A 26909-nucleotide genomic window follows, 5' to 3' on the forward strand; every position below is an offset into this window, starting at 1 on the left:
CTATTCTTCCAGCTTCAGTCCCCGCAACGCCGACCAGCGCGGGTTCGGCTCGGGCTCCTGACAGCCACACGGCCCGGCCTTCAGGTCCTGGCCGCAACGCGGACACAGGCCCGGGCAGGTCTCACTGCACAGGGGCCGGATCGGCAGATGCATGGCGATGAGTTGCCGGACCAACTCGGTCAGGTCGATCTCATCGTCGTTCAGAATGGGGATCTGGTACGGCTCGCCCGCGGCCTCGACGTAGGACTCCGGCGCGTCTACCTGACGTAGCGCACAGTCCTCGTTGACGTCCATCTCCAGGGTCTCCTGGAAGACGCCCAGACAGCGCGAGCACTCCAACTCCAGAGGTACCCTCAGATGTCCTCTGACGCTGATACCACTGTCCACATTCGCCAGTTCCAGCCGGCCCTCGACGGGCGCGACGGCTGTGGCCCCGGTCCCCGGAGGGGCCTCCGCGTCCAGTTCGACGACTATCCTGCCCGCGGGCTGTCGCAGCGGGCCAAGCTCATAGCGCATAATGCGAAACGCGGCCTCGTCAGCCGCGATGTCTACTCACCCTTACCGAGACTGAGTATAGGCAAATCCGATTCCTCTGTCAAGATTGGCCGGGCTCCGCCGCCGCCACCAGCTCCCGTGCGAGGGCGTGGTTCAGCCGGTGCCCCGACCGCCGCGCCGTGATCCGCCCCTGGACAATCCGTCCGCACAGGAACAGGTCGCCGAGCAGATCCACGAGCTTGTGGCGCGCGAACGGCTGCGGCACGGCAGGCTCCTCGGACAGCCGCTGCGGGTACACTACCAGACACATCCGCTCCATCTCCGGCGTCGGGTCGGTGCCGTACAGCGCCCGAATCTCCTCGTCGGTGGCGAAAGTCCGCGCCGGGGCCAGCGCGCTCCCGAAGTCATCGCCCTCCGTGAGCTCTGCCCGCTGCCGCCCGATCAGCGGGTGCGGATGCTCCAACTCGTACGACAGCAGCGTCCGGTCTGCCGGCGCCGCCTCCAGGCTGGCCTGGTCGGAGGAGACACACAGTGGCTTCCGCACCGTCAGCGCCGGCCAGGCCACGTCGCTCTCGGCCCGTCCGGCCTCCTGCAACGCCCGCCAGGGCACCCGAGCGCTCCCCTCGTACAGCGGAATCTCCGGCCCGTCGGTCACGACCAGCACGTCGCTCAGCCGCGCGGCCGACAGGCAGGCCATGAGGTGCTCGATGAAGGCCACGCTCGCGTCGCCCTCCCCCACCGCCGTGCAGTTGCGCGCCGGGGCCAGGTGGTCCGTGTCGGCCGGAATATCCACCCCGAGGTCCGAGCGGCGGAAGCGGATGCCCCGCCCGACCTCGGCCGGGTGCAGGGACACCGCGACGAGCCGCCGCGAGGCCACGCCGGGCGCGGGCGGCAGCTCGACCGGGCGGGCCAGGGTCGCGCGACAGAGGGCAGGTATGCTCATCAGTACGCGGCTTCCAGCAAAGCGGTGACGGCTGCGCAGTCCGGCACGCCAGGGGTGCCCCGCACCGCGCCAGCCATGTAGCGGCAGGCGTCAGCCGCCATCTGTGGCAGCTTCGCCCGGTCCACGCCCAGGTCGTGCAGGCGCACGTCCAGCCCCACAGCCTGCAGTAGCCGCGCGAGGGCCGGCTCGACCTGCTGTGCGGCCTGTTCCACCGACATCCCACTGACATCCTGCCCCAGCAACTCCGCCACGCGCGCGAAGCGCTCCGGCATGTGGTGCCAGAACGTCCGTCCCCAGGCCCGCGTCACTGCGGCCAGGCCCGCGCCATGGGCGACCTGCAAGTAGTAGGCGCTGACCGGATGCTCCACGGCGTGCAGGATGTTCGCCCCGCAGCATGCCAGGCCATACCCGGCGAAGGTGTTCGCCAGCATCATCTGCCGTCGTCCCTCGACGCTCTGGCCGTCGCGGACGACGCCGGGCAGGCACGCTCCGACCAGCCTGATGGCTTCCTGCGACATCAGGTCCGTGATGGGAGTCGCGTTGTTGGAGATGTACGACTCCATGGCGTGGCAGAGCACGTCAATGCCCGTCGCCGCCGTGACCTCGGCCGGAGCGGAGTACGTCATCTCCGGGTCCTCGATGGCGACCCGCGGCAGGATGTACGGGCTGCGGATGGCGCTTTTCTGGTGCAGGTCTGGGATAGTCAGCACCGAGAAGGGCGTCAGTTCAGAAGACGTTCCGGCGGTGGAAGTGGCACAGATGACCGGCCAGGTAAGGCTCGTGGGCGCCAGTGGCTTCTCGCCCTCGGCCGCTACCATGAAGCCCCGCACCGGCCGCTCGTGCGGCCCGCCGATGGCGATGGCCTTGGCGGCGTCCATGGAGCTACCGCCGCCGAGGCCGAGCACAACATCGCAGCCCTCGCGCCGGGCGACCTCCGCGCCGCGGTCCGCGATCTCGGTGGTGGGGTTGGGCGGGATCTCATCGAAGACCGCACTCTCGACCCCGGCTTCCTGCAGGAGCGCCCGGACCTGATCCAGCCGCCCGGTCGCCTGCATGGCGCGCCGGCCGGTCACGATCAGGACTTTGCTGCCGAAGTCGGCCACAGCCGTGCCGACATTGCCGATGGCGCCCTCGCCGAACAGCAGGCGCTCAGGTGGACGGAACTCGAAAAGCATCAGAAGCCTCCACTGCTAGCATTGTGGGCCGGCAGTGTGCCGACCCACGGGATTGCCGGGCCGCTCGCCGTCGGCCCTACTCCTCGGCGACATGCTCCAGCGGGATCAGGCACCGGATCGTCGTGCCCTTCCCCTCCTCGCTGTCCACCTGGATCTTGGCGTTGTGCACGTCCATGACATTCTTGACGATCTTCGTCCCCAGCCCCGTGCCCATCGGCTTAGTGCTCACCGCGTTGTCCGTGAAGGCCTTGGCCTTCACCTCTGGCGGCATGCCCTGCCCCGTGTCCACGACTTCCAGCACCACCACCTGCGCCTCGGGGAAGGGCTCGAACTCGCCGACCTCGCTCAGGCGGGTCTTGGCCGTGACGCTGCCCCCCGAGGGCGTCGCCTGGATAGCATTATTCACCAGGTTATACGTTGCGTTGTACATCTGCTTGTCATCCATGTCAATGTCAGGCAACTCGCCCTGCGGCTGGTAGCTGACCGTCACGCCGGCCTTCTCGCCGACCAGCTCCAGCGGCTTGATGACGCGCTCGATGACCGCCCCCAGTTGCTGTTTCTCAAAGTGCGGCTCGGACACGATCCCCTTGACGGCTGCGGACACCTCCACCATGCGCTGCTGCACGGCGTCGCAGCCGTCCAAGATCATGGACAGCATCTCGGGGTACATCACCCGCAGGTCGTCCAGGGCCACCCAGATATCATCCAGCGGCGCCCCGGGGCACTGGTCGGCGGTCAGCAGCTCATCCAGGCGCGCGTAGGTGTCGTCGGCGATCATGTGCAGCGTCTCGGCGCCGGTCTGCGACGGAGTGATCATGTTCTTGACGTCGTGGCTCAGATTCCCAATGAAGCGCACGACCTCCGCCAGCCGGGCCTCTTCATACAGCCGCGCCGACTCCAGGGCGATGGCGATCTGGCCGCCCAGGATCTCCAGCACCTCCACATCGCCCTCGTCGAAGCGTCCGGTGTCCTTGTTGAGCACCTGCATGACGCCGAGGGTCTGGCCCTGCGGGCTCTTGAGCGGCACCGTGACCATGTTGCGGGTCACGTAGTTCGTGTGCTCCTCGACCTTCTTGTCGTGGTCGGCCTCTTTGCTCACGTCGTCGCTGACGCGCAGGCTGCCCGACTGGAAGACCGCGCCGGCGATGCCGCGGCCGGGGTCCAGCTCCAGGCCGATCAGGTCGTCGGCCTTGGCCCCGATCACATACGCGAACACCAGCTTCTCTTTGGCGGCATCGTACAAGATGACGGACCCGTCGTTGGCGCCCACGCACTCGAGGGACACGTGCAGCGCCTGCTTGACCACATCCGCCAGCTTCGTGATCGTGCTGAGCGCCGCCGTGATCCTGTGGATCGAGGCGAGTTGCCGGTCACGCTGCGCCAGCCGGACCTCCAACACCTCGATAGCCTCCGGTTCCGGAGCCATGGTCGTAGCCTCTCGCTAGGGGATGCACGGGTATTGCCGGGGCGACTCTTCGCCGGACCCACGTGCCAGTCCTTCCCCTCTTCGCACTGCTCCGGGGCCAAGATGGCACGAGACGGTGTGCGACAACGCAATACTCGCTTGACGAGAAGCAGAGATTCGTGGTACTGTGCGCGGCGAGGGGCCGATTGGCGTTGGACAGGATCAACCCTGTTCGAGCTTGTCGCCGTTTTGCCCGCACCAGTTTAGGAGGTCTCCGTACATGCCGAAAGGCACAGTCAAGTGGTTCAACGACACAAAGGGCTATGGGTTCATCGCGCAGGATGGTGGGGAGGATGTCTTCGTACATTACTCCGCCATCTCGGGTGAGGGGTATCGCTCTCTGGCTGAAGGCTCCCGCGTAGAGTTCGAAGTCGAGAGCAGTGGCAAGGGCCCACGGGCTACCAATGTGGTAGTCATCGAAGCTGCGCCGGAAGCCGATTCTTGGTAGACCTCCCCGTCTTCCCGGTATCGTAGTTTCCGCAACAGGACCCCGCACGCCCTGGGCAACGCGGGACTGACACTCTGGCTCGGTTCTTCCGACCTGATCCGCAGGCCGCGCCTCCTCTAGGCGCGGCCTGCCGTCGTTCTGCCCGGCGGCCCACTCCCCCACCGCCCCATTGCGCTCTCAGGCCGCGTGAGCGGGCCGGGAAGCCCTATTCGCCCATCACCTTGATGACCACCCGCTTGCGCCGCTGCCCGTCGAACTCCGCGTAGTACACCTGCTGCCACGGCCCCAGGTCCAGCTTGCCCTCCGTCACCGGCACTATCACCTGATGGTGCACCAGCAGGCTCTTGAGGTGCGCATCGCCGTTGTCCTCACCGGTGCGGTGGTGCAGATAGTCGGCCCGGTACGGCGCCAGGTGCTCGAGCATCCCATCAATGTCGGCGATGATGCCGCTCTCGGCGTCATTGACGTAGACACCGGCGGTGATGTGCATGGCCGACACGAGCACCATCCCCTCGGTCACCCCGCTCTCGGTCAGCGCCCGCTGCACATCGGGGGTGATGTTGACGTACTCCCGCGGCCGCTGCGTGTTGAACCACAGATAGCTGGTATGTGCCTTCACTGTCTCGCCTCCTGTGGAGCGCCTGCCCTGACTCAGACGCAGGCCGACCCGTGTGTGCGGGTCGGCCTGCGAGGAATTGCCTGCCTCTTGTCGCCTGCTTGCGCGCCTAATGACAGTTCCGGTCCGCCATGACCTCCTCAATGGTCTCAAGCAACGTGGCCAGCCGGAAGGGCTTGCTCAGACAGCGGTCTACGCCCTGGGTGGTAAGCTCGCTGAAGAGCTGCTCGTCGGCCAGGCCGGTGATCATGATGATGGCCGGCGACCGTCCATTCTCCTGCAGGAACCGGAGGATCTCACGTCCCCCCCCGCCGGGCATGAGGTAGTCGGAGATGATCAGGTCGAAGCGCTGCTCCCCCAGCAGCGCCAGTGTCTCCTCCGTGTTCTGGGCGAGACGGACCGAGTAGCCCTTCAGCTCCAATAGCGATTGCAGCGTATTCCGGATCGACTCATCATCCTCGGCCAGCAGCACCTCGCAGCTCTTCCCGGGTTCAGTCTCCGCCACAGGTCCTCTCTCCTATCCGTTGGTCCCAGGTCTTCTACACGTCGTTGTAGCACCGACGGCCTCGTCAGTCAAGCTAGCACCTTCCGGCACACGCCCTGGCTAACCTGCGCGCAGTTCGTCCAGGTTCGCCCAGACCTTCTCGAAGCAGGCGATGATGTCGGACACATCCTCATCCGTCATCATCTCATTGACCGACACCTGCAGTAGGTCATCCAGGATGCGCTCGGTCTGCGGGCATTCGCCCTTTTCGTAGCGTACTTCCTGGCCCTCGGGCTGCAGGCTGAACGGATACGTCGAGTCCCCGTAGATCTTCTTCTGGCGCAGCAGGTCGTACATGAAGATCGGCTGGCCGATGTAGTGGGCCCCGCACGGCGCTCCCTCGGCCGACAGCGCCTGCGCCAGCTTGCTCGTGGCGATCCCCAGCTCCTCCTGATCCACCAGCAGCGGCAGGAACCAGTAGGTGTGCTTGCCACCCTCCGACACGCCCGGCACTTCCAGGCCCTCGCAATCGCCGACGGCCGCGCAGATCATGTCACCGATCTCATTGCGCCGCGCCGTGACCCAGTCGACCTTGCCGATCTGCGCGTCCAGCACGGCCGCCTGCAGCTCCGTCATCCGGTAGCACATGCCGAACATCACGTAGTTGCGCTCGGACTTGCCGTAGTTCGGCCAGCCCTTGTTGGCGAACAGCACCGCGCGCTCGCCCAGGGCGTCGTCATTCGTCACCGTCAGCCCGCCGTCGCCGGTGCTGATGTGCTTGGATTGCTGCAGCGAGAACGTCCCCATGTGGCCGATCGTGCCGACATGCTTGCCCTTGTACAGCGTCCCGTACGCCTGCGAGCAGTCCTCGATGACCTTGAGGTTGTACTTCTCGGCCAGCGCCATCAGCGGGTCCATGTCGGTGGCGTTGCCGCACAGGTGGACCGGGATGATCGCCTTGGTCCGCTCGGTGATGCGCCGCTCCACATCGGCGGCATCCAGGCCGATGTTGTCGCGCCGCAGGTCGCCGAACACCGGGATGCAGTTCTGAGCGAGGATGGGGATGACCGTCCCCATGTCCGTGATGGGGCCGGTGATGATCTCATCGCCCGGGTTGGGGTTGATGGCCCCGACGGCCACATGGATGGCCGCCGTCCCGGAGGTCGAGACGGTGCAGTGCTTGACCCCGAGGTGCTCGGCCCACTTCTGCTCGACCTGGGGCACGAACTTGCCCCCCGAGCGGTTCAGCATCCCGCTCTCGATGGCTTCCGTCAGGTTCGCGAGTTCTTCCTTGCCGAAGGTCCGCCCGGCCGCACTACCCACGCTCGGATAGGGCTTGTCCTTCCGAATGGGCGTGCCACCATTGATAGCCAGAGTTGCCACTGTTACTGCCTCCTTGGATCGGCGATGCGACGCGAGATGGTTCCCTGCTTCAGTCGCATGCACCTGCCGGAGTTGAGCCGCGCCTCCGGCGCCCCCGCCAGAGGGAGGGAAGGAGGGCGCGCTTCGTGACGGGGGCTCCCGCCCCCGCCTAGTGTGAGCCGCGCCTCCGGCGCTAACGGCGACGGGCGGGGGCGCCGGGGCTGGAGCCACCGGCGACGGGCGGGGGCGTTGGGGCTGGAGCCACCGGCGATGGCGGCGCCGGATGGGACCGTGCGAGGCCCGGAGGGCCGACTCAGTCTAGGCGGGGGCGGAAGCCCCCGTCCCCCCGGGCGTCCCCGCTCCTCCTCTCCGTCTTCCGCCCCGGAGGGGCGCTAGAACACCGTATAGTACCGCCCCGAGATCGAGTTCTCGTAGAACAGGCTGATGATGGGCCAGGCCACGCCCGCGAAGATGTAGTGTCCTACCACCAGCCCGATGAACAGCGGGATCAGCCGCCGGAAGGCCCCGATGCCGCCGATCTTCAGCAGCAGCCACTTGGTGACGAACACCAGCAGGAACGGGAACCACAGCGAGGTGGAGGGACCGTAGGCCAGGGCCACGATGTAGCCCAGCGGGTGCAGCGGGAAGCGCAGCCAGATCGTCCGCGCGATGGCCAGGGCGATGGCGAACAGCCCGCCGCCGAGGGCCCAGCCCGTGCGCATCCCGTCCGGCCCGGAGGGGTGCTCCAGCCGCCCCACCATGTCGTTGAAGGCCCCGACGGTGTCGTTGGTGCGCCAGTCCGCGTTGCGCGGGTTGCCCTCCAGGACGTTCAGGCCGATGCCGTAGAAGGTCGAGAAGTGCCCCCAGAACGCGAACACCATCCCGCAGACGAATAGCAGGACCATCAGACCGGCCAGCGTCCGCCGGCGAATCTGCCCCAGTTTGGCGATCTGCATCACATCGGTCTGGTAGGCCGCCATGATCTGCGTGGGGTGGAAGCGCGACAAAAAGGACATGATCTCCATGACGACGATGGACTGCGGCCCGCCCAGGCGCAACATGCTCCGGGGTCCCAGCGCGTTGATGATGAGCACCTGCGGCAGGCGGTACGGGTACACGAAGTCATCGGGGATGCCGGCCTCGGCCCGCACGCGGCCATAGGTCAGCCCGAAGCACAGCACGATCAGCCAGAAGGGCAGGGCCAGTTGCCAGGCCATCCCCGCCAGCGATGTCCAACTCAGGAAGAACACGGTCCCGGCAGCCAGGCCGATCAGCGCCCAGCGGTACGGCAGCGCCTGGTCGCTGTCGTCCATCTCGCCATTGCCCAGGCCCTTGCGCCAGACCGCGCGCAGGTGTGTCCGCGCCGCCCACAGCATGAACAGCGCCAGCGCCACATAGCCCCCGGCGCTCTGCTCCTGCCAGAAGGGGAAGCCCGACGGCTCGTAGCCGCTGATGCGGCCCATGACGCCCAGGAACTTGGCGCCGAAGGTGAACAGGACGACGCTGGCCAGCAACTCCTGCGACACCAGGTAGCCGAAGCCGATGCGGCCGGGGTACATGTTCAGGATCATCGGGCGCATGGCGTCCCACGGGCGCTCGGTGAACAGGTAGTCCAGGCTGGTGTCCTGCTTGATGGACGGGATGGCGGGGTTGAAGGCCTGCGCGATGTTGAGCGCATTGTACAGCAGGGCCAGCAAGATCCCGATCCAGGCCAGCGGGTTGCCGAAGAAGTTCGCGAGCATCCCATGGCCGCGATGCGGGTCCACCATCTCCATGGGGAGCTGGACCAGTGGGTAGGGCAGGCGCTCATTATCCGACCACTGCCGCGCCATGATCGTCATCAGCGACAGGGTCGTGAGGAACAGAAAGACGAAGAACAGCAGCCACAGCCCCAGCGGCCTGGCCCATACCCCCCAGGGCACGGCCGGGCTGGGCCCCCCCTCGTACATCGCCTGCACCTGGGCCATGTCCTGCGGCGCGAACCAGGTCGGGATGTGCTGGGTGTACTCGGCGAAGTGGTTCTCGGGCGTGGCGTAGTATTGCATGACCGTCAGACGCGGCAGGAAGCTGCGGATGCCGTAGGTAGCGCAGAAGGGCACGCTGACGAGCATCAGGGCGTAGATGGTCAGGATCTCGCGGCGGCCCAGGGCCAACGGCTTGGCGACGCGCCGCACCAGCGGCGTCAAAGCCGCCAGCAGCGCCAGCACCAGCACGGCCGGTACCGGCGGGATGCCGCTGGCGACGTACCGCCCGATGATCAGCTCGATCCGGCTGACCGCCAGGTTGACCAGGAAGACGATGACGAGGGCGATGATGACCGCGCGCGCGGTCACGCCCGAGCCCGACGTTGTCACGGGGGCTGGTTGAGGCAGGGGTTGTGCGACACTCATACTGGGGGCTACCTTCTGCGGAGTTGAGGCTGCGGGGCACTGCACTACAGCAGCATCATGGTTCCGTTTCGTTCCACCATATGTCTATGTGGCGTTCCTGATAGGCTTTGCCGATGATATCGGGGCGGCCGTTACCGTTCAGGTCAGCGCATTTCGCCTCGTGGGTGGCGATTCCCTCGCTGATGACATGCTCCTCGAACTGACCGTCGCCCCGGTTCAGGTAGACCAGCACGCGCGGCGCGTGAGCGGTCGCCTCCCCGCGCGCGCCGGCCAGTCCCATCTCAGCCACCATGATGTCCGGGCGACCATCGCCGTTGAAGTCGGCGATCTGGAGCGAGTGCGGGTTGTCGAGACCCTCGGCCAGCAGGTACGGCCGCCAACGTGGCGCCGCGAACCACACCAGCGTCCCCGATGTGCTCTCCCCCTCGCACAGCACGATATCCGGCCAGCCATCGCCGTTCAGGTCGCTCACGGCGCAGCGTGTCTGCCTCATCCCTGGCGCCACCGGCTGCACGTCCCAGCCGCCCTCACAGCACCGCCGGTAGACGCTGGTCCCGGCGATGATCGCCAGTCGCCCGCCCTGGTCCAGGTCGGCGAGGGCGAGCCCTTCATCCATCTCGCTGACCTGCGCGATCTCGTGGAAGTGCTCATGCCATGGCCCTGCCGTCGGGTCGGCGGGGAAGTCATAGTAGCCCAGGACGCCACTCTTTTGGGAGAAGATGACCAGCTCAGGCGCGCCGTCACCGTCCACATCACCGAGGGCCTGGTCGTGGTACTGTCGGAAGCGGTTCTCGATGAGGTGTGCGGTCCACGGCTCGCGCGGGTCCGCAGGCTGCTGGAACCAGTACAGCTCCGTCCCCGACACATCCTGGCCGACGATCACGTCGAGGCGGCCGTCGCCGTCTACGTCGTGCAGCAAGCCGCAGGGCTCCAGATTCGGCACACCGCCGATGTCGTGCCGCTGCCAGCCGGGGTTCTCGTACCAGAAGAGCGTGTGCTCGCCCTGCTTGCCGCCGACGATGACGTCAGGCAGACCGTTGCCGGTCAGGTCTGCCGTGAGCAACACATCATGCTGGCTGCCCGGCGGGTCGGCATCAAGCACTGCGTGGCGGAACCGCATCCCCACTGCCTCCTCGCCAGGTCACGGCCGGCTGGCGAACCGTATCTTCCAGACTGATCCCCGCCGGCGTACCGAGTAGATCTGCACCACAGCCCCGCCGCGCGTCTGGGCCACCGAGGCCTGGTCGCCGGACTGGCTCGTGAGCGCGAACTCGTAGTCGTCCAGGCTGACGCTGCCGCCGGCCTCACCGGCGGTGGCCGTGGTCTCGGCGAGGGTCAGCGCCTGTCCCGCCCGGATGGTGGCGACATCGCCCGGCTTGATCTCCCACTGCCCGTACGCGGTGTCCTTGTCGCCCGCGAAGCTGGCCTTCAGCATCACCCGCACGGCCTCGGTCGGCGAGGTGGCCTGGTACACCTGCTTGGCGGGGGGGAGGGCGGGCGGCGGTATCTCCGTGGGCGCCACGGCGGGCTGCTTCGCCGCTTCAGCCGCTACCTGGCCCTGCGCCACCGCAGCATGGTGCCACTTGAGCAGGGCATTCACGCTCATCAGCAGCCCGGCTCCGAGCGCCAGCCCCACGAGCAGGAACGCGACGTGTACGAGAGTGATGGGACGCTGAGGGGTCTCGTGCCTCCCCTCGCGCTTGGTCTTGCGGCGCGTGCCTCCGGAGGCGAGGGCGGCTTTCTCTTCGACCACCAGCTCGCTCAGCGGGTGATCGGGCGCGGAGTGCCGTCGTCGCGACCGCTGCCGCCGGCTCTGCTCGGCGCGCCGACCGTGGCGCGGCTTCTTCCCGCGGAAGATGTTCATCAAGCTGTCCTTCCTGTCAGTTGCCGGTCGAGTTCGGCCGGCCCGATCCGCCAGAGGCGGCCACCAAGTCCGCCGGGGTAGGCGCGCCCCATGGTAGCGCTACACGCGCTGAAGCTCAAGCCAGCTCGACCAGATCGGCCGCCTGCAGCGCTCGCAAGCAGGCCACCACCTCGGTCACGGACACCGCGCCGCTTGGGCCGAGCCGCTCGGCGATCTCCCACGCCGCGCGGCGGCCGTTGACCCATGGCCACACGCGCGGGGCCAGCTCTCCGGCGGGGTTGTCGCGCAGGTGCCAGCGCCGCCGCCGCGCGACCAGGTCCCCACCCTCGCTGTCGGTTTGCATCTCGGGCGGCTCGTACCCCGTCGGCTGCCCGGCCACGGCCCCGGCCTCGCCGTCGGCGAAGGTCAGCAGGTCGTCGGCCATGGTGACGAGGTCCTCGAGCAGCCGGTCATCATCCGGTGCGAAACGAGCGGCCTGCGTGATGGCGTCATGGCCCTGCAGTCCCAGGTGCCACAGCTCAGCGCCCAGCTTCAGCGCCGCCTCGGCCGGCAAGGGCAGGCCGGCGCTCTCGGCCATGGTCTGCGCGGCATGGGCGCAGATGCGGCTACGGAAGTCCTGGGCCGCCAGTGCCCCGAACCATCGGGCCTGCTCGGGGCCGGCGGTCGCCAGCAGGTACAGGTACGTCCCCGTTACGGTCCCCATCCGTGCCAGCGAACTCTCATCAATGTCCTCGGGCCGGTCCATACTGCTGTGGTAGTGCTTGTCCGGCCAGGCCGAGAACTGCGGGGTGGGGATGTCGAAGAACCCGTCGGAGATGAAGGCATCGTTGCCCCAGAAGGGCATGGTCTTCCACGGGAAGATCGCGTAGTTGTCGGCGCCGAAGCGCCCGACGGGCTCGGCCGCTACGGCCCGCAGCAGCATCTCACACAGGCCGTCAATGAACGAGGCGTTGGCCTCCGGCGAGCGGAAGAAGAGAATCTGGCCACCGCACGTGCCGAAGTTTTCGGCCAGCGAGTCGGCGCACAGCCCGGCCAGCACCTGTGGCAGCCGCTCGCGGTTGGCGTCAATGTATGGCAGGAACCCGCTGACTTCGACGCCGTGCATGAAGCGGATCGTCCGCCGCAGCGGCGGCAGCTTCCCCTGCTCGATCAGCGTGCGCAGCGTCCGCAGCAGTTCGACCGACGCGCAGCACCCGGAGGCATTGTCCCGGGCGCCGGGCTCGGACAGGTGCGCCAGCACCCAGATCTCCTCATGCGCCAGGTCCGTGCCCGGCAGCGTGGCATGGACGAAGTCCGAGCTGCCCTCCACGGTCTGGGCGTCCACCACTGCCCGCAGCCGCACGGGCTCGGCGCTGTCGGCGATGAGCGCGCGCAGCCGCCGTCCCTGGCGGGGCGACAGGTTGAACCCGAAGATCTGCGGCTGATTGCGGGTACCGCCGAAGATCGTCCACATCACCAGGTCCGGCACGTCCTCGGGCTCGCGCACCGGCGGGTACTGCTTCAGCCACGGCGGCGCGACGCAATCGGACACGAGCCCCACTGCTCCGGACTTCCCCACCGCCGCCGCGACCGTCGAGGGGAACTGGTCGATGAAGACGATCTTGCCGGCCCACTGCCCCTCCTCGACCTGTTCAGGCGCCAGCGGCCCGTGATGCACGACGACCTCGGCCTCGATTCCCTCCGGCGGCGTCGCGACACTGTAGCAGACCAGGCACAGCGGCTCATCGTCGTAGCGGCAGATGGTGTAGCCTGCCGGTCCGGTCACGCTGAGCGAGGCGCCGCGGGGCTGCCACTCCATCTGGTTGTGGGCGCCGTCGAGGAACTCCGTCCGGTCATCGGCGGGGTACGGGATCATCTCCGCCATGGCCGCACCATTCTCCAGATAGCGGTCCACGAGGAGCTGTCCTGCCCGCCGCATCCCGGGCCCGGGCACGGTGCAGCGGCAGCGCCAGTGGTTGGCGATGTCCCGCAGGCACAGGCCGGTGTTGAACTCGTCAGTGACGGCATCCATGATGTGGCGAAACACGAGCGGCCTCCGGTATGGTTCGTGATGCAGGTGTGCGGCTACTGCCAGCAGCGGTACTCGGTGGGCACGTCGCCTGCCTCGAATTGCACTCCGTCTATCCAGAGTGTCCCTGCCTCCCGGGTCTGGAAGCCAATGAAGCCCTGTCCGGGCACCGTCGCCGTGGGCGTGCACTTGAGCGTGTAGCGTTGCCAGGTGTCTGTCACGCGGAGGACCTCGCAACTCATCCAGCCGCCGGAGATCACCACAACAGACAACCCCGCGCGATCTGACTTCATGTACGCCGACAGCGTGTAGGTCTTGCCGGCGGCAAGTGCCATCCCGCGCAGGAAGTAGTCCGCATCGCAGATCCGCGCCACTGTCCCCAGGGGCTCGGCGGTGGTTGGGCCGGGATTGACCAGGCGCATGCTCGCCTTGCCTTCCCAGGCCACCGTGCGGTCAATGCCCCACAGCGGTTGCGCCCCGCCCACGCACCCCGGGCGGCCGATCATTCCGAACATCGGGATCCACCCGGCGGGCCAGTCGGGCAGCCATTGCTCGCCCTCGAACCCGCCGTTGAGGACCATATTGCGCACGCCGGCAGGTGCTGGGACGATGTACGCGTCGTCGTACCAGATTCTGCCGCTACCCCTTGTCCACGGCTCCTCAAACGCGTTCTGGCCATCGTACTGGCAGCGCAGCCAGGCCTCGTTGCCGTCCGGACCGGACCACACGAGGTTGGAGTACTCCTGCCACCCGGCGTAGTTCTGCACCTCGGCGTAGTAGCCGCTGGCCCAGTTGTCAGTCGCGGTGACCAGAGTCATCACCGCCCCGTCGTGGTGCGTGCCCATGGACTCCATCCGGGCCCACACCCCGTACCGGTACAGCGTGTTGGGCTCCAGCCGTACGTGGGCCGAATCCCAGGCCGCCGCTTTGCCGGCGTCCGTGAACTCCAATGCCCCCGACCGGCGGCCCGAGTGCCGCACCCCCGTATCGTGGAAGCAACGACGGCCCTCGTTGCCCGGCACGTCGGTCGGGAAGACGATGCGGCGCCAGGCTTCGTCGGTCTCAAAGCTCGGATCGGGCAGCAGGTTGCCCGGCATCGCCACCGGCGTGGCCGCTGGCTCAGCGACCGGTGTCGGGCTCAGCACCAGAGCCAGCTCGACCGGCTTGGCGTCTGCCCACGCCGTCTGCAGGGCGTACACGTGGCGCTCCAGACCCGCAAAGTGGTCGCGCCAGCGTCCCTTGCCCACCGGGAGCGCCCGGCCCTCAAACCACACGCTGGCCTTGCCGGCCCAGCTCTGGGGCAGTCGGAACTCGGCGTCCACCGGGCTGGGCACAGCATTGACTGCGATGACAAAGGTCACGGGCCCGCGGCGGATGACACGCGCCTGAACTGTTCGCTGCAGCTCCGGCGTCGCGACCACGACCGCGGGTTGCGGCGCGCGCTCGGTCAGCGCCGGAGCGAGGGTGCGTAGCTCCCCGGCCAGGCGCTTGAGCACCGCCCAACTGTCCGCATGGCGCACCGGCCACGTCCACCACACGATCCCGGTGGCGCCGCCAACGACGGCTAGATAGGTCTGGGCCACTTGCTCTTGCGGTCGCAGGGCCGGTCCCTGTTCGAAACTCTCCGCCAGCGGCACGAACCAGAAGGGCCTCCGCAGGCGGCGGGCGGCCTCGGCGTTGCTGCGCGTCTGCTCGCAGATGCGCACCAGTGGCGTGCGGTCGCGGGCTGGATAGCAGTCTGCCGTAGCGATGTCGAACGCGCCGGGCAGGTCCTGCATCCTCCACCAGAAGTTCACGCTCACGCTGCGTCGAGGAGCGATGGCCTTCACGGCCGCATAGTACGCTGCCAGAGCCCCTGCCATGGTGTTCGGGGCCGGCTCATCAATCCCCATGAACCCGAGCACGGCCGGGTGATCCCGCAGGGCCTCGACGACTGGTGGGAGCGTGTCGCGCAGCAAGCCCGCCACGAACTCGTCGAACTGCGCCGTCCCTCGCGGGGGCCACGCCCCGTAGTCCACATAGGCCAGCGGCCATTCCATTGTCCAGATGCCAGCGCGCCCAGCAGCGTCCGCGTACGCGCGGAAGGCCGCGCGGGCCCCAGCCGGCCCCGCCGCCATGGCCTCCTTGAACCGGCGACTGGGGCTGTCGCCCACACCGGTGTGGGCCGTCAGGTTGAAGCCTGCTGCCGAACACTCGCCCATGTACTCGGGCACGATGTCGTAGCAGCCGATGGCGAAGAACGGCTGCCCATCAACCAGCAGACAACAACGCTCCGCGTCATAGGAGACGACCGGTGCGAGCTTGCCCGGGACAGGCGGGGCGGCCACAGCCACAGCGCCGCCAAGCGTCACCGCCAGCATGGCCAACCGGAGCCGCCTGCCCATTGGTCTGCCCCTGTCTGTCGCGCTATTGCGGCGACCCCAGCAGCCCTTCCGACCAGAAGCACGGATCGTACCCGTGCTCGGCGAGCCAGCGGATGCCGTCCTCGACCTTCTGGAACACGTCCGACTGGAAGTAGTTGTGCCGGGCGCCCTCCAGGTGCGAGATCAGCAGGTCCTGCCGGAAGTACTGCTCGTGGATCAGCAACTCGATCATGTCGCCGGTGTGCGGATTGCCGGTCTGGGTCTCCAGCATCGGGATGACCTGATCTGCCTGCAGGCCATTCACCACCGAGTCGCACGTGACGAAGGTCAGGCCCTCCCCGGTGTCCTGCCAGGCGTCGCGGGTGATGCAGTGCTCCGCCTGCGGGATGTCCAGGTAGTACTTCGTGGTGCACTTCCCGTCCTTGACCCAGAACAGCCCGATGAGGATGTCAATGCCGCGGTCCTTCAGCGCCCGGCAGGCCTCCAGGGGCGCCTCGGCCCAGTGCACCGTGGTCTCCTGGTTCAGCACGGCTTCGCCGGCGTAGCGCTTGATCTGCTCGACGACCAGCTGGTAGTCGTGCGCCATGCGGTCGTAGTCGGCGTCCTGGTAGATGCGGTTGGGCAGGTTCTGGATGGCGTGGAAGGACAAGTGCAGCCAGTCGCTGTTGGCCTCCCATTCGTCCCGCCACTTGTCGGGCATCATGCTGGTGTTCCAGCTATGGTCGGACAGCTCGTAGTACGTGTTCATGTGCACCTTGGTGCCGTACTTGTCGTGCATGAGCTTCCAGAACTTCAGGTACCAGTGGTCAAAGAGCGAGTTGTACGCGTCGGGGTCCGTACCCAGGTCGTGCAGGAACTCGATGTTGTCGTCAATCGAGTAGCGGTAGCGCGGGCGGGAGTTGAGGTCCGCCATGACCGCGATCTCATGGGTCGCGTGGGCGGGTGTGTCCCCACACCCGCACTCCGCCGTGATCGTCCAGTCCTGCTTGGTGACCGGCGCCTCGGCGATGAAGGTCTCGCCGGTGACGACCGCCGGAGTGCCGTTGACGGTGACGACCGCGCCGTTGGGGCAGGTGCCGGTCACAGGGACAAGCAGCTTGTCGCCCTCGATCCGCCCATCATGCCGGTTGAGATAGTCACCATCGCGCGGTGAAGTGATCTGCAGTTGTGCCATACCCAATACTCCTCGTCATCGTGGGGCCAAGCCCCGTCATTGCCGTTGCCGGGTCGTTGCCGTTACTGGGACCGCGGGCTTCCAGCCCGCAAGCCGTTGCCGTCCCCCCCGCCAGGCCTCCTCGGCCCAAGTCTGTTCGTCGTCAGGCCGCACGGCTCCTCCGGGCCTCCCGCCGGCGCCGGCGCGATTCCTTCGCTTCCCTTGTGGCGTCCCCAGTGCTATCATGTGCGCCCGGTGAGTGCCATGTCTCCTGATCAGATTGAGGTTGCCGACGGCGAGGTCTGCAGGCCGAGCCGCTGGCAGCGCTCCTGCCAAAGCTTCACATGTACTGCTCCGGGCGTAGTCTTGTGCGTCGCCATTGCCGCGGCCGCCACGTGGCTGGGGCTCAAGGTCCCGTTGGTCGGCGGGCCAGTCTTCGCCATCCTGCTGGGCATCGTGGTCGGCAACGCGCTCCGTGTCCCTGACCTCAACCGTCCCGGCATCGCCTTCTGCTCCAAGAAGATCCTGCAGCTGGCCATCATCGTCCTGGGCGGGGGTCTGAGCCTCCTGCAAGTCTACCAGACCGGCGCGAAGTCCCTGGCCGTCATGCTGACCACGCTCGCCGCGGCGCTGCTGGTGGCCTGGGCGCTGGGCCGCGTGCTGAAGGTGGACCGCAAGCTGACGAGCCTCGTCGGCGTCGGCACGGGCATCTGCGGCGGGTCGGCCATCGCCGCGGTCGCCCCGATCATTGATGCGGATGACGACGAGATCGCGTTCTCGATCTCGACGGTCTTCCTGTTCAACGTGATCGCCGTGGTCATCTTCCCGCTCTTCGGCCACCTGATGCACATGACGGCCGAGGGCTTCGGCATCTGGGCCGGCACGGCCATCAATGACACCTCCTCGGTGGTAGCCGCGTCATACTCGTACGCCCAGCAGGCGGGCGACGTGGCCACGATCACGAAGCTGGCGCGCACCACGATGATCGTGCCGATCGCGCTGGGCTTCGCGCTGCTGGTCGCGCGACGCGCGCAGTCGGCGAACGACCCGGATGCCGACGGCGAGGCCGCGGGCTTCAGCTTCGTCCGCATCTTCCCCTGGTTCGTCCTCGGCTTCCTGGCGATGGCCCTGCTCAACAGCTTCGGGTTGCTGGGCGCGACCGCGCCGCGCTTCAGCCTGGCGGGCAAGCTGCTCATCACCGTCGCCCTCGCCGGCGTCGGCCTGGGCGCCAACCTGCGCAAGATCGTCAAGACCGGGCCGCGCCCGATCCTCCTTGGCCTGTTGGTGTGGGTCGCCGTGGCGCTGATCAGCCTGGGCGTGCAGTCGGTCTACAACCAGCTCTAGGCCAGCGCCACCCGCGTGGGCGCGCGTGTCCCCACGCGCGCAATCCGCGGGCTGGAAAGCCCGCGCTCCAAGCATGCCGCCCGCCACTCAAGGAGTCCCACCATGGGCAACTTCACCCTCACGGTCCTCAACGTCCCCGATGTCGGCCACGGCGTCGGCCTGGCGCTCGTCCTGCAGACCCCGACCGGCAAGACGATCCTGTATGACACGGGCTGCGGCTATCCGGAGGGCGGTGACTACGCCGCCGGACACAGCTCGGGGCGCGATCTCATCGCCCCCTGGCTCGCCGCGCGGGGCATATCCGAGCTGGACGCGGTCATCATCAGCCATGCCCACTATGACCACTTCGGCGGCCTGATCTGGCTCGTGGACCACATGCCGATCCACCGGCTCATTGACACGGGCTACGTCTTCCCCGGTCAGGCCGATGCGCACTACAGCGCGGAACTGGGGCACTACGAGCGGCTGCGCGCGATCTTCCAGGCCCGGCCGGGGGCGTACCAGGCGGCCGTGACCGGGGACCTGCTCGACCTCGACCCCGAGCTGGAGGTGGAGGTCACGGCCCCGCCGGCCGGCTTCTTCACCGACCCCGGCGCCGGCACCCACCAGGACTGGAACCCCGCGGCCCACTACATGCTCAACAGCAACTCGCTGGGCCTGCGTCTCCGCCACGGCGACGTCGTGTTCCAGCTACCGGGCGACATCGAGAAGGACGATCAGGCGCGCCACTTGATCCCCTCGCTACCCCCGGGGAAGCTCCGGTGCGACGTGTTGGTGGCGCCCGGCCACGGCCTGCACACCCACCCGAACTTCGTGGCGGCCACGCAGCCGCAGGTCGTGGTCGCGAGCCTCTTCCCGCGTTGGCTGGAGAGTTGCTCGGCAGTCGAGGGGTTTGAGGCGATCGGCGCGCGGGTGTACGTCACGGGGCGCGACGGCCACGTCGCGATCACGTCGGACGGGGAGCGTTGGGCGGCAACAGCCCACGCGGCCTCAGAGTGACGGCTACTTCCCCTGGGTCAAGGTCTCGGCCAACTTCGGGTCCATCGACATCGCGCGCGTGATCCATTCAAAGGACTCGTCGGCGCGCCCCATCTCCCCAAGCAACTTGGCCTTATTGAAGGCTATATGCGCGTTGTTTGGTTGCGCCTTTAGCACCGCATCGAAGGTCCGCAAGGCTTCCTCGTGGTTCCCCATCTTGGCCAGCACGGCCCCTTTGTCAGCCAGGATGTCCACAGCCTCGGGCTCGATGCCGAGGGCCTTGTCCAGCGACCCCAGGGCCTCACCAAGCTGTCCGGCTGCCACCAGGGCGAGCCCGCGGTTGTACCAACATGAAGCTGCGGCAGGATCCCCCAGGTACAGGGGGAGCGCTCGATCATAGGACTCGACTGCCTCCCCGAAGCGCCCGAGTGCCCGCAGACTGTTGCCGCGATTGAACCAGAGCGACGCACTCCGGGCATCGGCAAGCGCAGCCTGGTCATAGTACGCGACTGCTTCCCCATGTCGCCCCCGTCGTGCCTCCGCGTTGCCCATCACGAATGCCCGCTCAGCCGTGCCGACAGACGATGGGGCCGGCGCATGCAGACCAAAGACGTTGTTCCACACCGCCTCAACCACGAGTGTCAGTACACCCGAGGCAGGGATCGCGATCCACCACGACAGGTGCAGCGCGTAGTGGCCGCCCAGCGACATCAGGAGCCAGAGCCCGAGCCATTTCACGTGAAGCCCTCCCACTCTGTGTAGGTTCGCTCTCAGCGCGGCAGCGGCGCCAGAGGCTCCCAACGGAAGGAAGCCACCAGGCGATCGAATGCGCTCACAGCCGCGCAGAACTCGTCAAAGGGGCCTCGGAACAGGAACAAGAACGCAAGCTCCACCACAATCCCGCTCGTGGGGTCAGGCAGCGTGACTGCATACCGTCTCGACCAGCAGCCACCAGCCCAGTAGGTGAGACCGGGGTGGCTGTAGCCGTCGAGAAAGAGCAGGTGGACGCCGGCGCAGTGGAAGCCGGTGGTGGCCATGAACATCTGGCTGAACCCAACGACCCAGTCGTAGATGCGCCGGTCATCCTGCGCCCCCGTCATGCCGTCTGGAGCACGCAGGGGGACCATGGGGCCTGTCAGTACGTTCGCTTCAGCGCTTCTGCCACAGCAGGTGCGACGCATGACGGGTTGCCCCTGGAGCATCCTGCCCGGCCACGCTGCCACATCGAGGCTGTAGGCCGTGGACAGGCCTGGTCCCCCGAAATATGCCCGCCCCTCCGGCACCCGTCCCTCCTCCGCGGGGGCTGTGAGGGAATGCCCGGTCATGCTGTGCAGGGCGCCGAGCACGTCGGCTACCTCGCCGCGCCATTCCACGTAGGGGCTCCTGGCCAAGCTCGGATAGTCCTGGTGTGGACGCTCCTCGCTTGGGATACGCACCTCCAGCACTCGTTCGGGGCCGCAGTTCTCGGGAGCCAGGAGCTGCTCGATCTCACTGCGGCAGTATGCCGAGCTGACATACCGGTCGTTGGTCAGAGCAATCCCGAACCGCGAGCCCCTGATTCCCTCGTCGATGGCTCTCTGGAACTGGTCGCGGTCAGTGAGCAGGATGTAGTACTCCGCGAACCACACTTGCAGTCCGGCCGCGATGAGTTGCTCAGCCAACGCGCGGGCAACGCCGACGTCCTCGCTCTTGTAGCTGATGAAGACGTCATGCTCCTTCGTTGCGCCCTGGGCGGCCGTGCTGGCTCGTGAGGTAGGCGCATCCCCAGCAGCGAAGGGAGTGCGTGACCAGCCCTCATCGGTGGCATGGCTCCCATTCCTCGGTCGTCGCACGCTCACGTACTGCTTGAGCGTCCAGAAGGCCTGGCGGCCCGCGCGGACAGAAGCGGGCAGGCTGGTGAGCCAGAAGACAGCCACGATAGCGGCCAACCACAGGGGCATCTGCCAATGGAGCAGGTGTGCAGCCGTGACCACAAGCGCCCCGATTGTCCCGGTTAGCGCTGGGTCATAGGCGAACCCCAGCAGTCGGAGCGGCCGCGTCGTCGCGGCCACTCCGTAGCGGCGGAGGCCGACCCAGAAACACACGAACGCCGCTAGCGGGATTGCTGCACTGACCAGGAACAGCACGGCAAGAGGAAGACAGAGGGAGACGCCGTTGTCGGCCCCAGGGGTGCTCACCAGGGACGACGCTGCCGCTGAGGAGACCCCTGCGAACCAAAGGCATACCGCAACGGTGCGGAGGTGGAGATCGCCGGGGAGCGCGATGCCCCACGCGAAGCAACCCGTCAGGAGAAGACTGACCGCCACCCACGTCTGGACAATGTGCCACACGGTCGAGCAGTCCACGGGAAGCCTCCGTTGCGGCCCCGGTGTCCCGCCCGGGGTTCGTGGGACGCGACCACATCGCTCGGTCCACACCCCCGCGCGCGCATTCGCCTGAACACTGTCACTTGATGCTATGGTTTCGTTGCATGGCGTCCACCTCCTCCTCGTCCCCACTCAATATCGGAGGCCCTGTTGGTGACACTGTCAGCGCGGGAACCAAGCCGACAGGGAACACGCTTGGTGCCACAGGCGTTCGTCCCACTATGGTTGTGGCTCTCGCAGACTAGCCCTCTACGGAGGCGGATGATGCGTACCCTCGTGACCGGCGGCGCCGGGTTCATCGGCTGCAACTATGTCCGACAGCTCCTGGCTGGCGATCCGGATTGCCAGGTCCGCATCATCGACAAGCTCACCTATGCCGGCAGTCGCGACAATCTTCAGGACGTGCTGGACGACCCGCGCTGCGAGTTCGTCGCCGGCGACATCTGCGACCCGGGCGCGGTGGCGGCGGCACTGGACGACGTGCAGATCGTCGTGCACTTCGCGGCCGAGACCCATGTGGACCGCAGCATCCACTCGGCCGAGGCGGCCCTGCGCACCAACGTCGAGGGCACCTTCCGGTTGCTGGAAGCCTCTCGCGACCGGGAGCTCCACCGCTTCATCCACGTGGCGACTGACGAGGTCTACGGCTCCTCCGCCGGCGAATGCTTCACCGAGGGCAGCGCCCTGAAGCCCCGCAACCCGTACTCCGCCTCCAAGGCCGGCGGCGACCGGCTGGCCTACTCCTACTTCGTGACCTACGGCGTCCCGGTCATCATCACCCGCCCGACCAACACCTACGGCCCGTACCAGTACCCCGAGAAACTCATTCCCTTCTTCGTGCTGCGCGCACTGCGCGATGAGCATCTGCCCGTCTATGGCGACGGGCGGCAAGTGCGCGACTGGCTCCACGTCGGCGACCACTGCCGCGCCGTGGACCTGCTCCTCAAGCAGGGCGCCGTCGGCGAGGTCTACAACATCGTCGGGGGCAACCAGCGGGAGAACATGCAGGTCGTCCGCCTGATCCTGGACGAACTGGGCAAGCCCGAGAGCCTCATCAAGCACGTGACCGACCGGCCCGGCCATGACGTGCGCTACCACCTGGACGGGACGAAGCTCGCGGGCCTGGGCTGGCAGCCTACCGTGCCGTGGGAGACGGGGATGCGCGAGACGATCCGCTGGTTTGCCGAGCATCGCGACTGGCTGGAGCGCAGCCTGCAGCGCGGCCACGACTTCATGGAGCAGTGGTACCGCGAGCGCTGAGTGACCGGGAGAAGACGAGAAGCGGCCCTGCCTCCAATCGAGACAGGGCCGCATGGCGTGTCAGGGGGGATGGCCTGGCAGCCGAGCCTACTTGTTCCCGGCACACTCGGTCCGCATGCCGGTGGCGTCGCTGCCCCGCGTGGTCGCGGCCGGCTTGGTCGTCGCGGCGGGCGGCCCTTCGCTGTGGTCATCGGCGGCGCCGTGGATGATGTCAATCATGCTCTTGCCGCTCATGACGCCATCCGTCCGCGCCTGCCCGACCGTCAGGAACTTCCCGACCAGCAGGATGTTCAGGTAGGGCAGCTTCTCGTACTCCACTTCCTCCAGGAACTTCCCGACTGTGCTGCGGATGATCATCTCCTGGTGGGGCACCCCGGCGTAGCACACGACCGCCACGGGCGTGTCGGCCGGGTAGTGCTTGCGCAACTGCTCGAAGCCGGTCTTGTACTTGAAGCCGCAGGTGTAGAAGATCATGCTGGTCTTCGTCTCCATGAGCTTCTCGTTGGGGTCCGCGCGCCCCGGCCAGTCACCCATGGTCAGGATGACGGCGTTGGTATCCCCGCCGAAGGTCGGGCTGTACTTCACCGCCGCCGTGGCCGCCTCAAACGCGCCGAGACCGGGCACGATCTCCGTCTCCACGTCGGCGGGCAGCATCTCCAGGTAGAAGGTCGTCCCATAGATCATCGCGTCGCCCCACTGGAGCGCGGAGACGATCTTCCCGGCCTTCGTGGCGTCCACGATCTGCCGGATGACCTCCAGGCGGCTCTTCTGGTTCCGCTCGGCCACGGCCCGCGCCGCCGGGTCCTTGATCTTGGCCGGGTCCAGGCCATACGCCACGCGCGCGGCATGGGGGCAGTAGATGACGGTCCGGTCGCCGATGACGTCCTTCCACGCGATCGCGTCGCCCGGTTCCTCCAGCAGGAAGATGTCGGTCTTCTCACACACCTTGCTGGCGCGTATCGTCATCAGATCGGGGCATGTACCCATACCGACGATGTAGAACTTGCCCGGATACGGCTTGGCGGCGGTCGTCGCCGGCGCCTGTGCCGCAGCCAGGCTGGCCACGACGAGCCCGACGACCACGAGAGGCAGTACGCAACGCGGTATTCCCGACTTCATGCTGTTCCTCCAGTGAGACAACAGTGATCGGTTCGCCGGCTGGTCAATGGCCTACCACCAGCCGCCCTTGATCTCCTTGCGGCCCTGCTTCTGCCACTTGGCGTGTCCGTCGCAACAGGCGAAGTTCGTCCCCCCGCAGTGGATCGCGGCCCCGCTATACGACTGCCCCCAGTCCTCCCAGATGAACGTCACGACCGGGTCGGCAACGGCCCCCAGAGACACCGGGCCGGCGGTCGCACCCTTCGAGGTGTACAGGTCGGCCATGACGACCATGGCGTTGATCTCGTAGTTGGTGGGCACCCGCCCCAGAGCCGGGTCGGACCAGTGGTCAGAGGGCGACTTGCTGGTCTGGGCGCAGTACCACACCTGGCTGTTCTTGACATAGGGGGTCAGGTAGTACGACACCCAGGGGCCGCCGTCGTAGTAGTTGTTGCTGCCGGTGGTCAGGACGCCATACGGCCAGGCCATCGAGGTCGTGCAGTAGGCATAGGGGTACATCTCGTCATAGTCCTGCGCGTACATCATTGTCGCCAGGCCGATCTGCTTGAGGTTCGACAGACACGACGATTGCCGCGCCTTGGCACGGGCCTGGGCAAAGACGGGGAAGAGTATGGCTGCGAGGATGGCGATGATGGCGATGACGACCAGTAGCTCGATGAGTGTGAACCCGCGACTGCTGCGCACGTGCATCTGGGTCTCATCCTTCCTTTGGTCTAGAGCAGTCCTTCACCACTGACTATCACTATAGCGACGCCTCGCGTGGGTACACCGCACGTTTGGGGGTATTGCGTTCTCCGTCCCCGAAACGTCCACGCCACCTCCCTCCCCGTCTGGCATGATGGAATGCCGTAGCACAGCCTCAGCACAGCGATGCCCCTCCCGCCGGAGGCCCGCGCCATGTCCACCAGTCCCAGACCCCACCTGACGGTTGCCGACGGCACGCTGCTGATCATCGGCCTCGTGGTCGGCACGGGGGTCCTGCGCGTGCCGGCCAGTATCGCCCAGCAGACCACCGGGCCCGGTCCCATGCTCGGCGCCTGGCTGCTCGGGGCGCTCTTCGCGGGCTGTGGAGCCTACTGCTATGCGCAGCTCTGTCGCCTGTACCCCCGGACGGGCGGCGAGTACGCCTACCTGCATGGCTCGTGGGGCGCCACGGTCGCCTTCCTCTTTGCCTGGTCACGTGCGACGGTGCTGCAGACCGGGTCCATCGCGGCCACCGCCTTCATCTTCGGCGACTACGCCGCCAAGCTGCTCTCCCTGGGGCCTGGCAGCGCCACGATCTACGCCCTGCTGGCGGTCATCGCCCTGTCGGCCGTCAATGCGCTGGGCCTGCGCTCGGGCAAGCTGACCCAGAACCTCCTGACCGCCGGGAAGCTCCTGGGCCTGCTGCTCATCGTCGGCGCCGGGCTGATGGTCCGCCGGGCGGTCGCGGCGCCCCTGCCCCCGGCGGAGCCGGCGTCAGGGGGCACGCCCATGTTCGGTCTGGCGATGGTGTTCGTGCTCTACGCCTATGGCGGCTGGAACGAAGCGTCCTACCTGTCGGGCGACGTGAAGCGGGGTTCGCGTGACCTGGCGGCGGTGCTCTTCCTGAGCACCGGCCTGGTCGCCCTGGTGTATGTGCTCGTGCACCTGGCGTACGTGCATGGCCTGGGCTTCGAGGGCTTGAAAGGGTCCGCGGTGCCGGCAGCCGATGTCGCTCGCCAGGCCTTCGGACGGACTGCGGAGCTGGTGGTGGCGGCGCTGGCCGCCCTGATCGCCCTGGGGACGGCCAATGCCACCATCTTCACCGGCTCGCGCACACTTCAGGCGCTGAGCGACAACCACCCGGGACTCCAGGCCCTCGGCGCCTGTCCGGCCGGGCGCAGTGCCCCGGTCAACGCCTTCTGTCTGCAGGGCCTGGTCGCCGCTGCCCTGGTGCTGGTGGCGGGCCTGTGGGGGCAGAACGGCCGCCACGGCTTCGAGTCGGCTGTGGAGTATACGGCGCCCGCCTTCTGGGGGTTCATGACGCTCATCGGCCTGGTGGCGGTCAAGCTGGCCTGGCGGCACCCCCAGCGCCCGCGGCCGTCCCCCGCCTTCCTCGTCACGGCCGTCCTGTTCGTGGCGATGGACCTGTACATGCTGCACAGCAGCATTGCCTACGTCGGGCGCCATGCCGTGCTCAGCCTGGCTGTGGTGGCCCTCGGGCTGCCGGTCTACTGGCTGGTCAGTCGAGCCGACCGCCGCCGGGCCGCGGACACCACGCAGGCGACCGCGGAAGCTGAGGCCGAGCCCCTCGCGGGCTCGTGAGCACGGGCCACGCTGGAGAGGATGACACGCCATGAGACGGGTACTGCTGCCACTCCTGTCCGTCCTGCTCGTCGTCGCCGCCGGGGCGGATGGCGCCGCCTACAAGCAAGAGCTGATTGCCCGCTTCCCCTTCTACAACGTGGCGACGGGCATCTTCGCCCCGGTCTACCCGGCGTTCGCCCGGCAACTGGTGCAGGACTACGCCCTGCGGGGTGGGGTCCTGGTGGACGTGGGCGGCGCGGAGGGTTCGCTCGCCATGGAGTTGGCCAAGCTCACCGAGGCCACGGTCTACGTGGCGGACATCAACCCGGCCGCAGTGAGGCTGTGCAATCTGCTCGTGGACGAGGCCAAGCTGACCGGCCGTGTCCGTGCGGTGGAGGCCGACGCGCAGAACCTGCCGCTGCGCGACGACCTGGCGGACTTCGTGGTCAGCCGCAACTCGCTGTTCGAGTGGCCGGACAAGCTCGCCGGCATCAGGGAGGCGTATCGTGTCCTCAAGCCCGGGGGCGTGGCCCTGCTTGGCGGCGGCCTGTCACGTCTGCTGAGCCCCGAAGACAAGGACCGCATCGTGGCGTGGTGCGCGCAGAAGCGGGCGCAGAAGCCCGATGATGTCGTGAAGATGCCCGACGACCTCGTCGCGCAGTTGCAGCAGGCAGGGATCGCGCAAGCGCGGGTGATCGAGGGCCCCACCGAGTTCGACTGGTGGCTCGAGATGCGCAAGTACTGAGGTTCGTGCGAGTAGGGAAACAGGCCGTGGGTGCCGCGTCGTGTGCGGCGGGCCCCACGGCCG

The 26909-nt window shown here is 67.4% G+C and carries 23 protein-coding genes; 6 read left to right on the plus strand and 17 right to left on the minus strand.

The window, feature by feature from the left end:
• From LLH23_17000 to LLH23_17015, 4 genes are all read right to left on the minus strand, one after another.
• Positions 1–516, minus strand: coding sequence for a DUF177 domain-containing protein (locus LLH23_17000; protein MCE5240162.1), 516 nt, complete (start codon positions 514–516; stop codon positions 1–3).
• A gap of 79 nt (positions 517–595) precedes the next feature.
• Entirely contained in the window at positions 596–1438 is an 843-nt protein-coding gene (locus LLH23_17005; protein MCE5240163.1) for a UDP-3-O-acyl-N-acetylglucosamine deacetylase, read from the minus strand.
• Entirely contained in the window at positions 1438–2613 is a 1176-nt protein-coding gene (locus LLH23_17010) for an iron-containing alcohol dehydrogenase (protein ID MCE5240164.1), read from the minus strand. The genes LLH23_17005 and LLH23_17010 overlap by 1 nt, the downstream gene beginning before the upstream one ends.
• Positions 2614–2689: 76 nt before the next feature.
• Positions 2690–4039 carry a GAF domain-containing sensor histidine kinase gene (locus LLH23_17015; GenBank protein MCE5240165.1) on the minus strand — a complete coding sequence of 450 codons (1350 nt, stop codon included), beginning with the start codon at positions 4037–4039 and terminating at the stop codon, positions 2690–2692.
• 259 nt (positions 4040–4298) lie between these two features.
• Between LLH23_17015 and LLH23_17020 the strand changes: the two genes are divergently transcribed.
• Positions 4299–4526 (plus strand): cold shock domain-containing protein, encoded by a 228-nt coding sequence (locus LLH23_17020; GenBank protein ID MCE5240166.1) that lies wholly within the window; start codon positions 4299–4301, stop codon positions 4524–4526.
• A gap of 205 nt (positions 4527–4731) precedes the next feature.
• Here the strand turns inward: LLH23_17020 and LLH23_17025 are convergent, their stop codons facing one another.
• The 9 genes from LLH23_17025 to LLH23_17065 form a co-directional block, all read right to left on the minus strand.
• Entirely contained in the window at positions 4732–5145 is a 414-nt protein-coding gene (locus LLH23_17025; GenBank protein MCE5240167.1) for a secondary thiamine-phosphate synthase enzyme YjbQ, read from the minus strand.
• Positions 5146–5251: 106 nt separating this feature from the next.
• Positions 5252–5647, minus strand: a complete 396-nt coding sequence (locus tag LLH23_17030; protein MCE5240168.1) for a response regulator — start codon at positions 5645–5647, stop codon at positions 5252–5254.
• 99 nt (positions 5648–5746) lie between these two features.
• The gene (locus LLH23_17035; GenBank protein MCE5240169.1) at positions 5747–7009 is read right to left on the minus strand and encodes a DegT/DnrJ/EryC1/StrS family aminotransferase; all 1263 of its coding nucleotides are present in this window, start codon (positions 7007–7009) and stop codon (positions 5747–5749) included.
• Positions 7010–7380: 371 nt separating this feature from the next.
• Complete coding sequence (locus LLH23_17040) at positions 7381–9378, minus strand: hypothetical protein (GenBank protein ID MCE5240170.1); 1998 nt, start codon at positions 9376–9378, stop codon at positions 7381–7383.
• Between the two features lie 55 nt (positions 9379–9433).
• Positions 9434–10498: a VCBS repeat-containing protein gene (locus LLH23_17045; protein ID MCE5240171.1), complete on the minus strand. Its 1065-nt coding sequence runs from the start codon at positions 10496–10498 to the stop codon at positions 9434–9436.
• A gap of 21 nt (positions 10499–10519) precedes the next feature.
• Complete coding sequence (locus LLH23_17050) at positions 10520–11242, minus strand: hypothetical protein (GenBank protein MCE5240172.1); 723 nt, start codon at positions 11240–11242, stop codon at positions 10520–10522.
• 115 nt (positions 11243–11357) lie between these two features.
• Positions 11358–13268, minus strand: a complete 1911-nt coding sequence (locus LLH23_17055; protein MCE5240173.1) for a hypothetical protein — start codon at positions 13266–13268, stop codon at positions 11358–11360.
• 38 nt (positions 13269–13306) lie between these two features.
• Entirely contained in the window at positions 13307–15634 is a 2328-nt protein-coding gene (locus LLH23_17060) for a hypothetical protein (GenBank protein MCE5240174.1), read from the minus strand.
• Positions 15635–15656: 22 nt separating this feature from the next.
• Entirely contained in the window at positions 15657–16787 is a 1131-nt protein-coding gene (locus LLH23_17065) for a hypothetical protein (GenBank protein ID MCE5240175.1), read from the minus strand.
• A 345-nt stretch (positions 16788–17132) separates the two neighbouring features.
• Here LLH23_17065 and LLH23_17070 point away from each other — a divergent pair, with 345 nt between their 5' ends.
• Together LLH23_17070 and LLH23_17075 are read left to right on the plus strand one after the other, a co-directional pair.
• Positions 17133–18110 (plus strand): putative sulfate exporter family transporter, encoded by a 978-nt coding sequence (locus LLH23_17070; protein ID MCE5240176.1) that lies wholly within the window; start codon positions 17133–17135, stop codon positions 18108–18110.
• 102 nt (positions 18111–18212) lie between these two features.
• Positions 18213–19109 carry an MBL fold metallo-hydrolase gene (locus LLH23_17075; protein MCE5240177.1) on the plus strand — a complete coding sequence of 299 codons (897 nt, stop codon included), beginning with the start codon at positions 18213–18215 and terminating at the stop codon, positions 19107–19109.
• Positions 19110–19112: 3 nt separating this feature from the next.
• Here LLH23_17075 and LLH23_17080 read toward each other — a convergent pair whose 3' ends face one another.
• Both LLH23_17080 and LLH23_17085 read right to left on the minus strand, forming a co-directional pair.
• Positions 19113–19826: a tetratricopeptide repeat protein gene (locus LLH23_17080; protein ID MCE5240178.1), complete on the minus strand. Its 714-nt coding sequence runs from the start codon at positions 19824–19826 to the stop codon at positions 19113–19115.
• A gap of 32 nt (positions 19827–19858) precedes the next feature.
• Positions 19859–21433 (minus strand): toll/interleukin-1 receptor domain-containing protein, encoded by a 1575-nt coding sequence (locus tag LLH23_17085; GenBank protein ID MCE5240179.1) that lies wholly within the window; start codon positions 21431–21433, stop codon positions 19859–19861.
• 285 nt (positions 21434–21718) lie between these two features.
• On the opposite strand from LLH23_17085, the gene rfbB reads away from it, so the two are divergent.
• Positions 21719–22714 carry a dTDP-glucose 4,6-dehydratase gene (rfbB, locus tag LLH23_17090; protein ID MCE5240180.1) on the plus strand — a complete coding sequence of 332 codons (996 nt, stop codon included), beginning with the start codon at positions 21719–21721 and terminating at the stop codon, positions 22712–22714.
• A gap of 87 nt (positions 22715–22801) precedes the next feature.
• On the opposite strand, the gene LLH23_17095 is transcribed toward rfbB, so the two are convergent.
• The gene (locus LLH23_17095) at positions 22802–23833 is read right to left on the minus strand and encodes a hypothetical protein (GenBank protein ID MCE5240181.1); all 1032 of its coding nucleotides are present in this window, start codon (positions 23831–23833) and stop codon (positions 22802–22804) included.
• Positions 23834–23884: 51 nt separating this feature from the next.
• Positions 23885–24523, minus strand: a complete 639-nt coding sequence (locus LLH23_17100; GenBank protein ID MCE5240182.1) for a DUF1559 domain-containing protein — start codon at positions 24521–24523, stop codon at positions 23885–23887.
• Positions 24524–24730: 207 nt separating this feature from the next.
• On the opposite strand from LLH23_17100, the gene LLH23_17105 reads away from it, so the two are divergent.
• Positions 24731–26119, plus strand: coding sequence for an amino acid permease (locus LLH23_17105; GenBank protein ID MCE5240183.1), 1389 nt, complete (start codon positions 24731–24733; stop codon positions 26117–26119).
• Positions 26120–26150: 31 nt separating this feature from the next.
• A complete protein-coding gene (locus LLH23_17110) occupies positions 26151–26846 on the plus strand; it encodes a class I SAM-dependent methyltransferase (GenBank protein ID MCE5240184.1) in 696 nt (231 codons plus the stop codon).
• Positions 26847–26909: the final 63 nt, after the last annotated feature.

The sequence above is a fragment of the bacterium genome, assembly GCA_021372615.1.
Taxonomy (GTDB): domain Bacteria; phylum Armatimonadota; class Zipacnadia; order Zipacnadales; family UBA11051; genus JAJFUB01.

Bases quoted from the DNA above. Each gene is read 5' to 3' on its own strand.
- LLH23_17015 (MCE5240165.1), bottom strand. From the start codon at position 4,039: ATGGCTCCGGAACCGGAGGCTATCGAGGTGTTGGAGGTCCGGCTGGCG.
- LLH23_17040 (MCE5240170.1), bottom strand. From the start codon at position 9,378: ATGAGTGTCGCACAACCCCTGCCTCAACCAGCCCCCGTGACAACGTCG.
- LLH23_17050 (MCE5240172.1), bottom strand. From the start codon at position 11,242: ATGAACATCTTCCGCGGGAAGAAGCCGCGCCACGGTCGGCGCGCCGAG.
- LLH23_17065 (MCE5240175.1), bottom strand. From the start codon at position 16,787: ATGGCACAACTGCAGATCACTTCACCGCGCGATGGTGACTATCTCAAC.
- LLH23_17060 (MCE5240174.1), bottom strand. From the start codon at position 15,634: ATGGGCAGGCGGCTCCGGTTGGCCATGCTGGCGGTGACGCTTGGCGGC.
- LLH23_17100 (MCE5240182.1), bottom strand. From the start codon at position 24,523: ATGCACGTGCGCAGCAGTCGCGGGTTCACACTCATCGAGCTACTGGTC.
- LLH23_17045 (MCE5240171.1), bottom strand. From the start codon at position 10,498: ATGCGGTTCCGCCACGCAGTGCTTGATGCCGACCCGCCGGGCAGCCAG.
- LLH23_17110 (MCE5240184.1), top strand. From the start codon at position 26,151: ATGAGACGGGTACTGCTGCCACTCCTGTCCGTCCTGCTCGTCGTCGCC.
- rfbB (MCE5240180.1), top strand. From the start codon at position 21,719: ATGCGTACCCTCGTGACCGGCGGCGCCGGGTTCATCGGCTGCAACTAT.
- LLH23_17075 (MCE5240177.1), top strand. From the start codon at position 18,213: ATGGGCAACTTCACCCTCACGGTCCTCAACGTCCCCGATGTCGGCCAC.
- LLH23_17095 (MCE5240181.1), bottom strand. From the start codon at position 23,833: ATGAAGTCGGGAATACCGCGTTGCGTACTGCCTCTCGTGGTCGTCGGG.
- LLH23_17105 (MCE5240183.1), top strand. From the start codon at position 24,731: ATGTCCACCAGTCCCAGACCCCACCTGACGGTTGCCGACGGCACGCTG.
- LLH23_17020 (MCE5240166.1), top strand. From the start codon at position 4,299: ATGCCGAAAGGCACAGTCAAGTGGTTCAACGACACAAAGGGCTATGGG.
- LLH23_17000 (MCE5240162.1), bottom strand. From the start codon at position 516: ATGCGCTATGAGCTTGGCCCGCTGCGACAGCCCGCGGGCAGGATAGTC.
- LLH23_17005 (MCE5240163.1), bottom strand. From the start codon at position 1,438: ATGAGCATACCTGCCCTCTGTCGCGCGACCCTGGCCCGCCCGGTCGAG.
- LLH23_17010 (MCE5240164.1), bottom strand. From the start codon at position 2,613: ATGCTTTTCGAGTTCCGTCCACCTGAGCGCCTGCTGTTCGGCGAGGGC.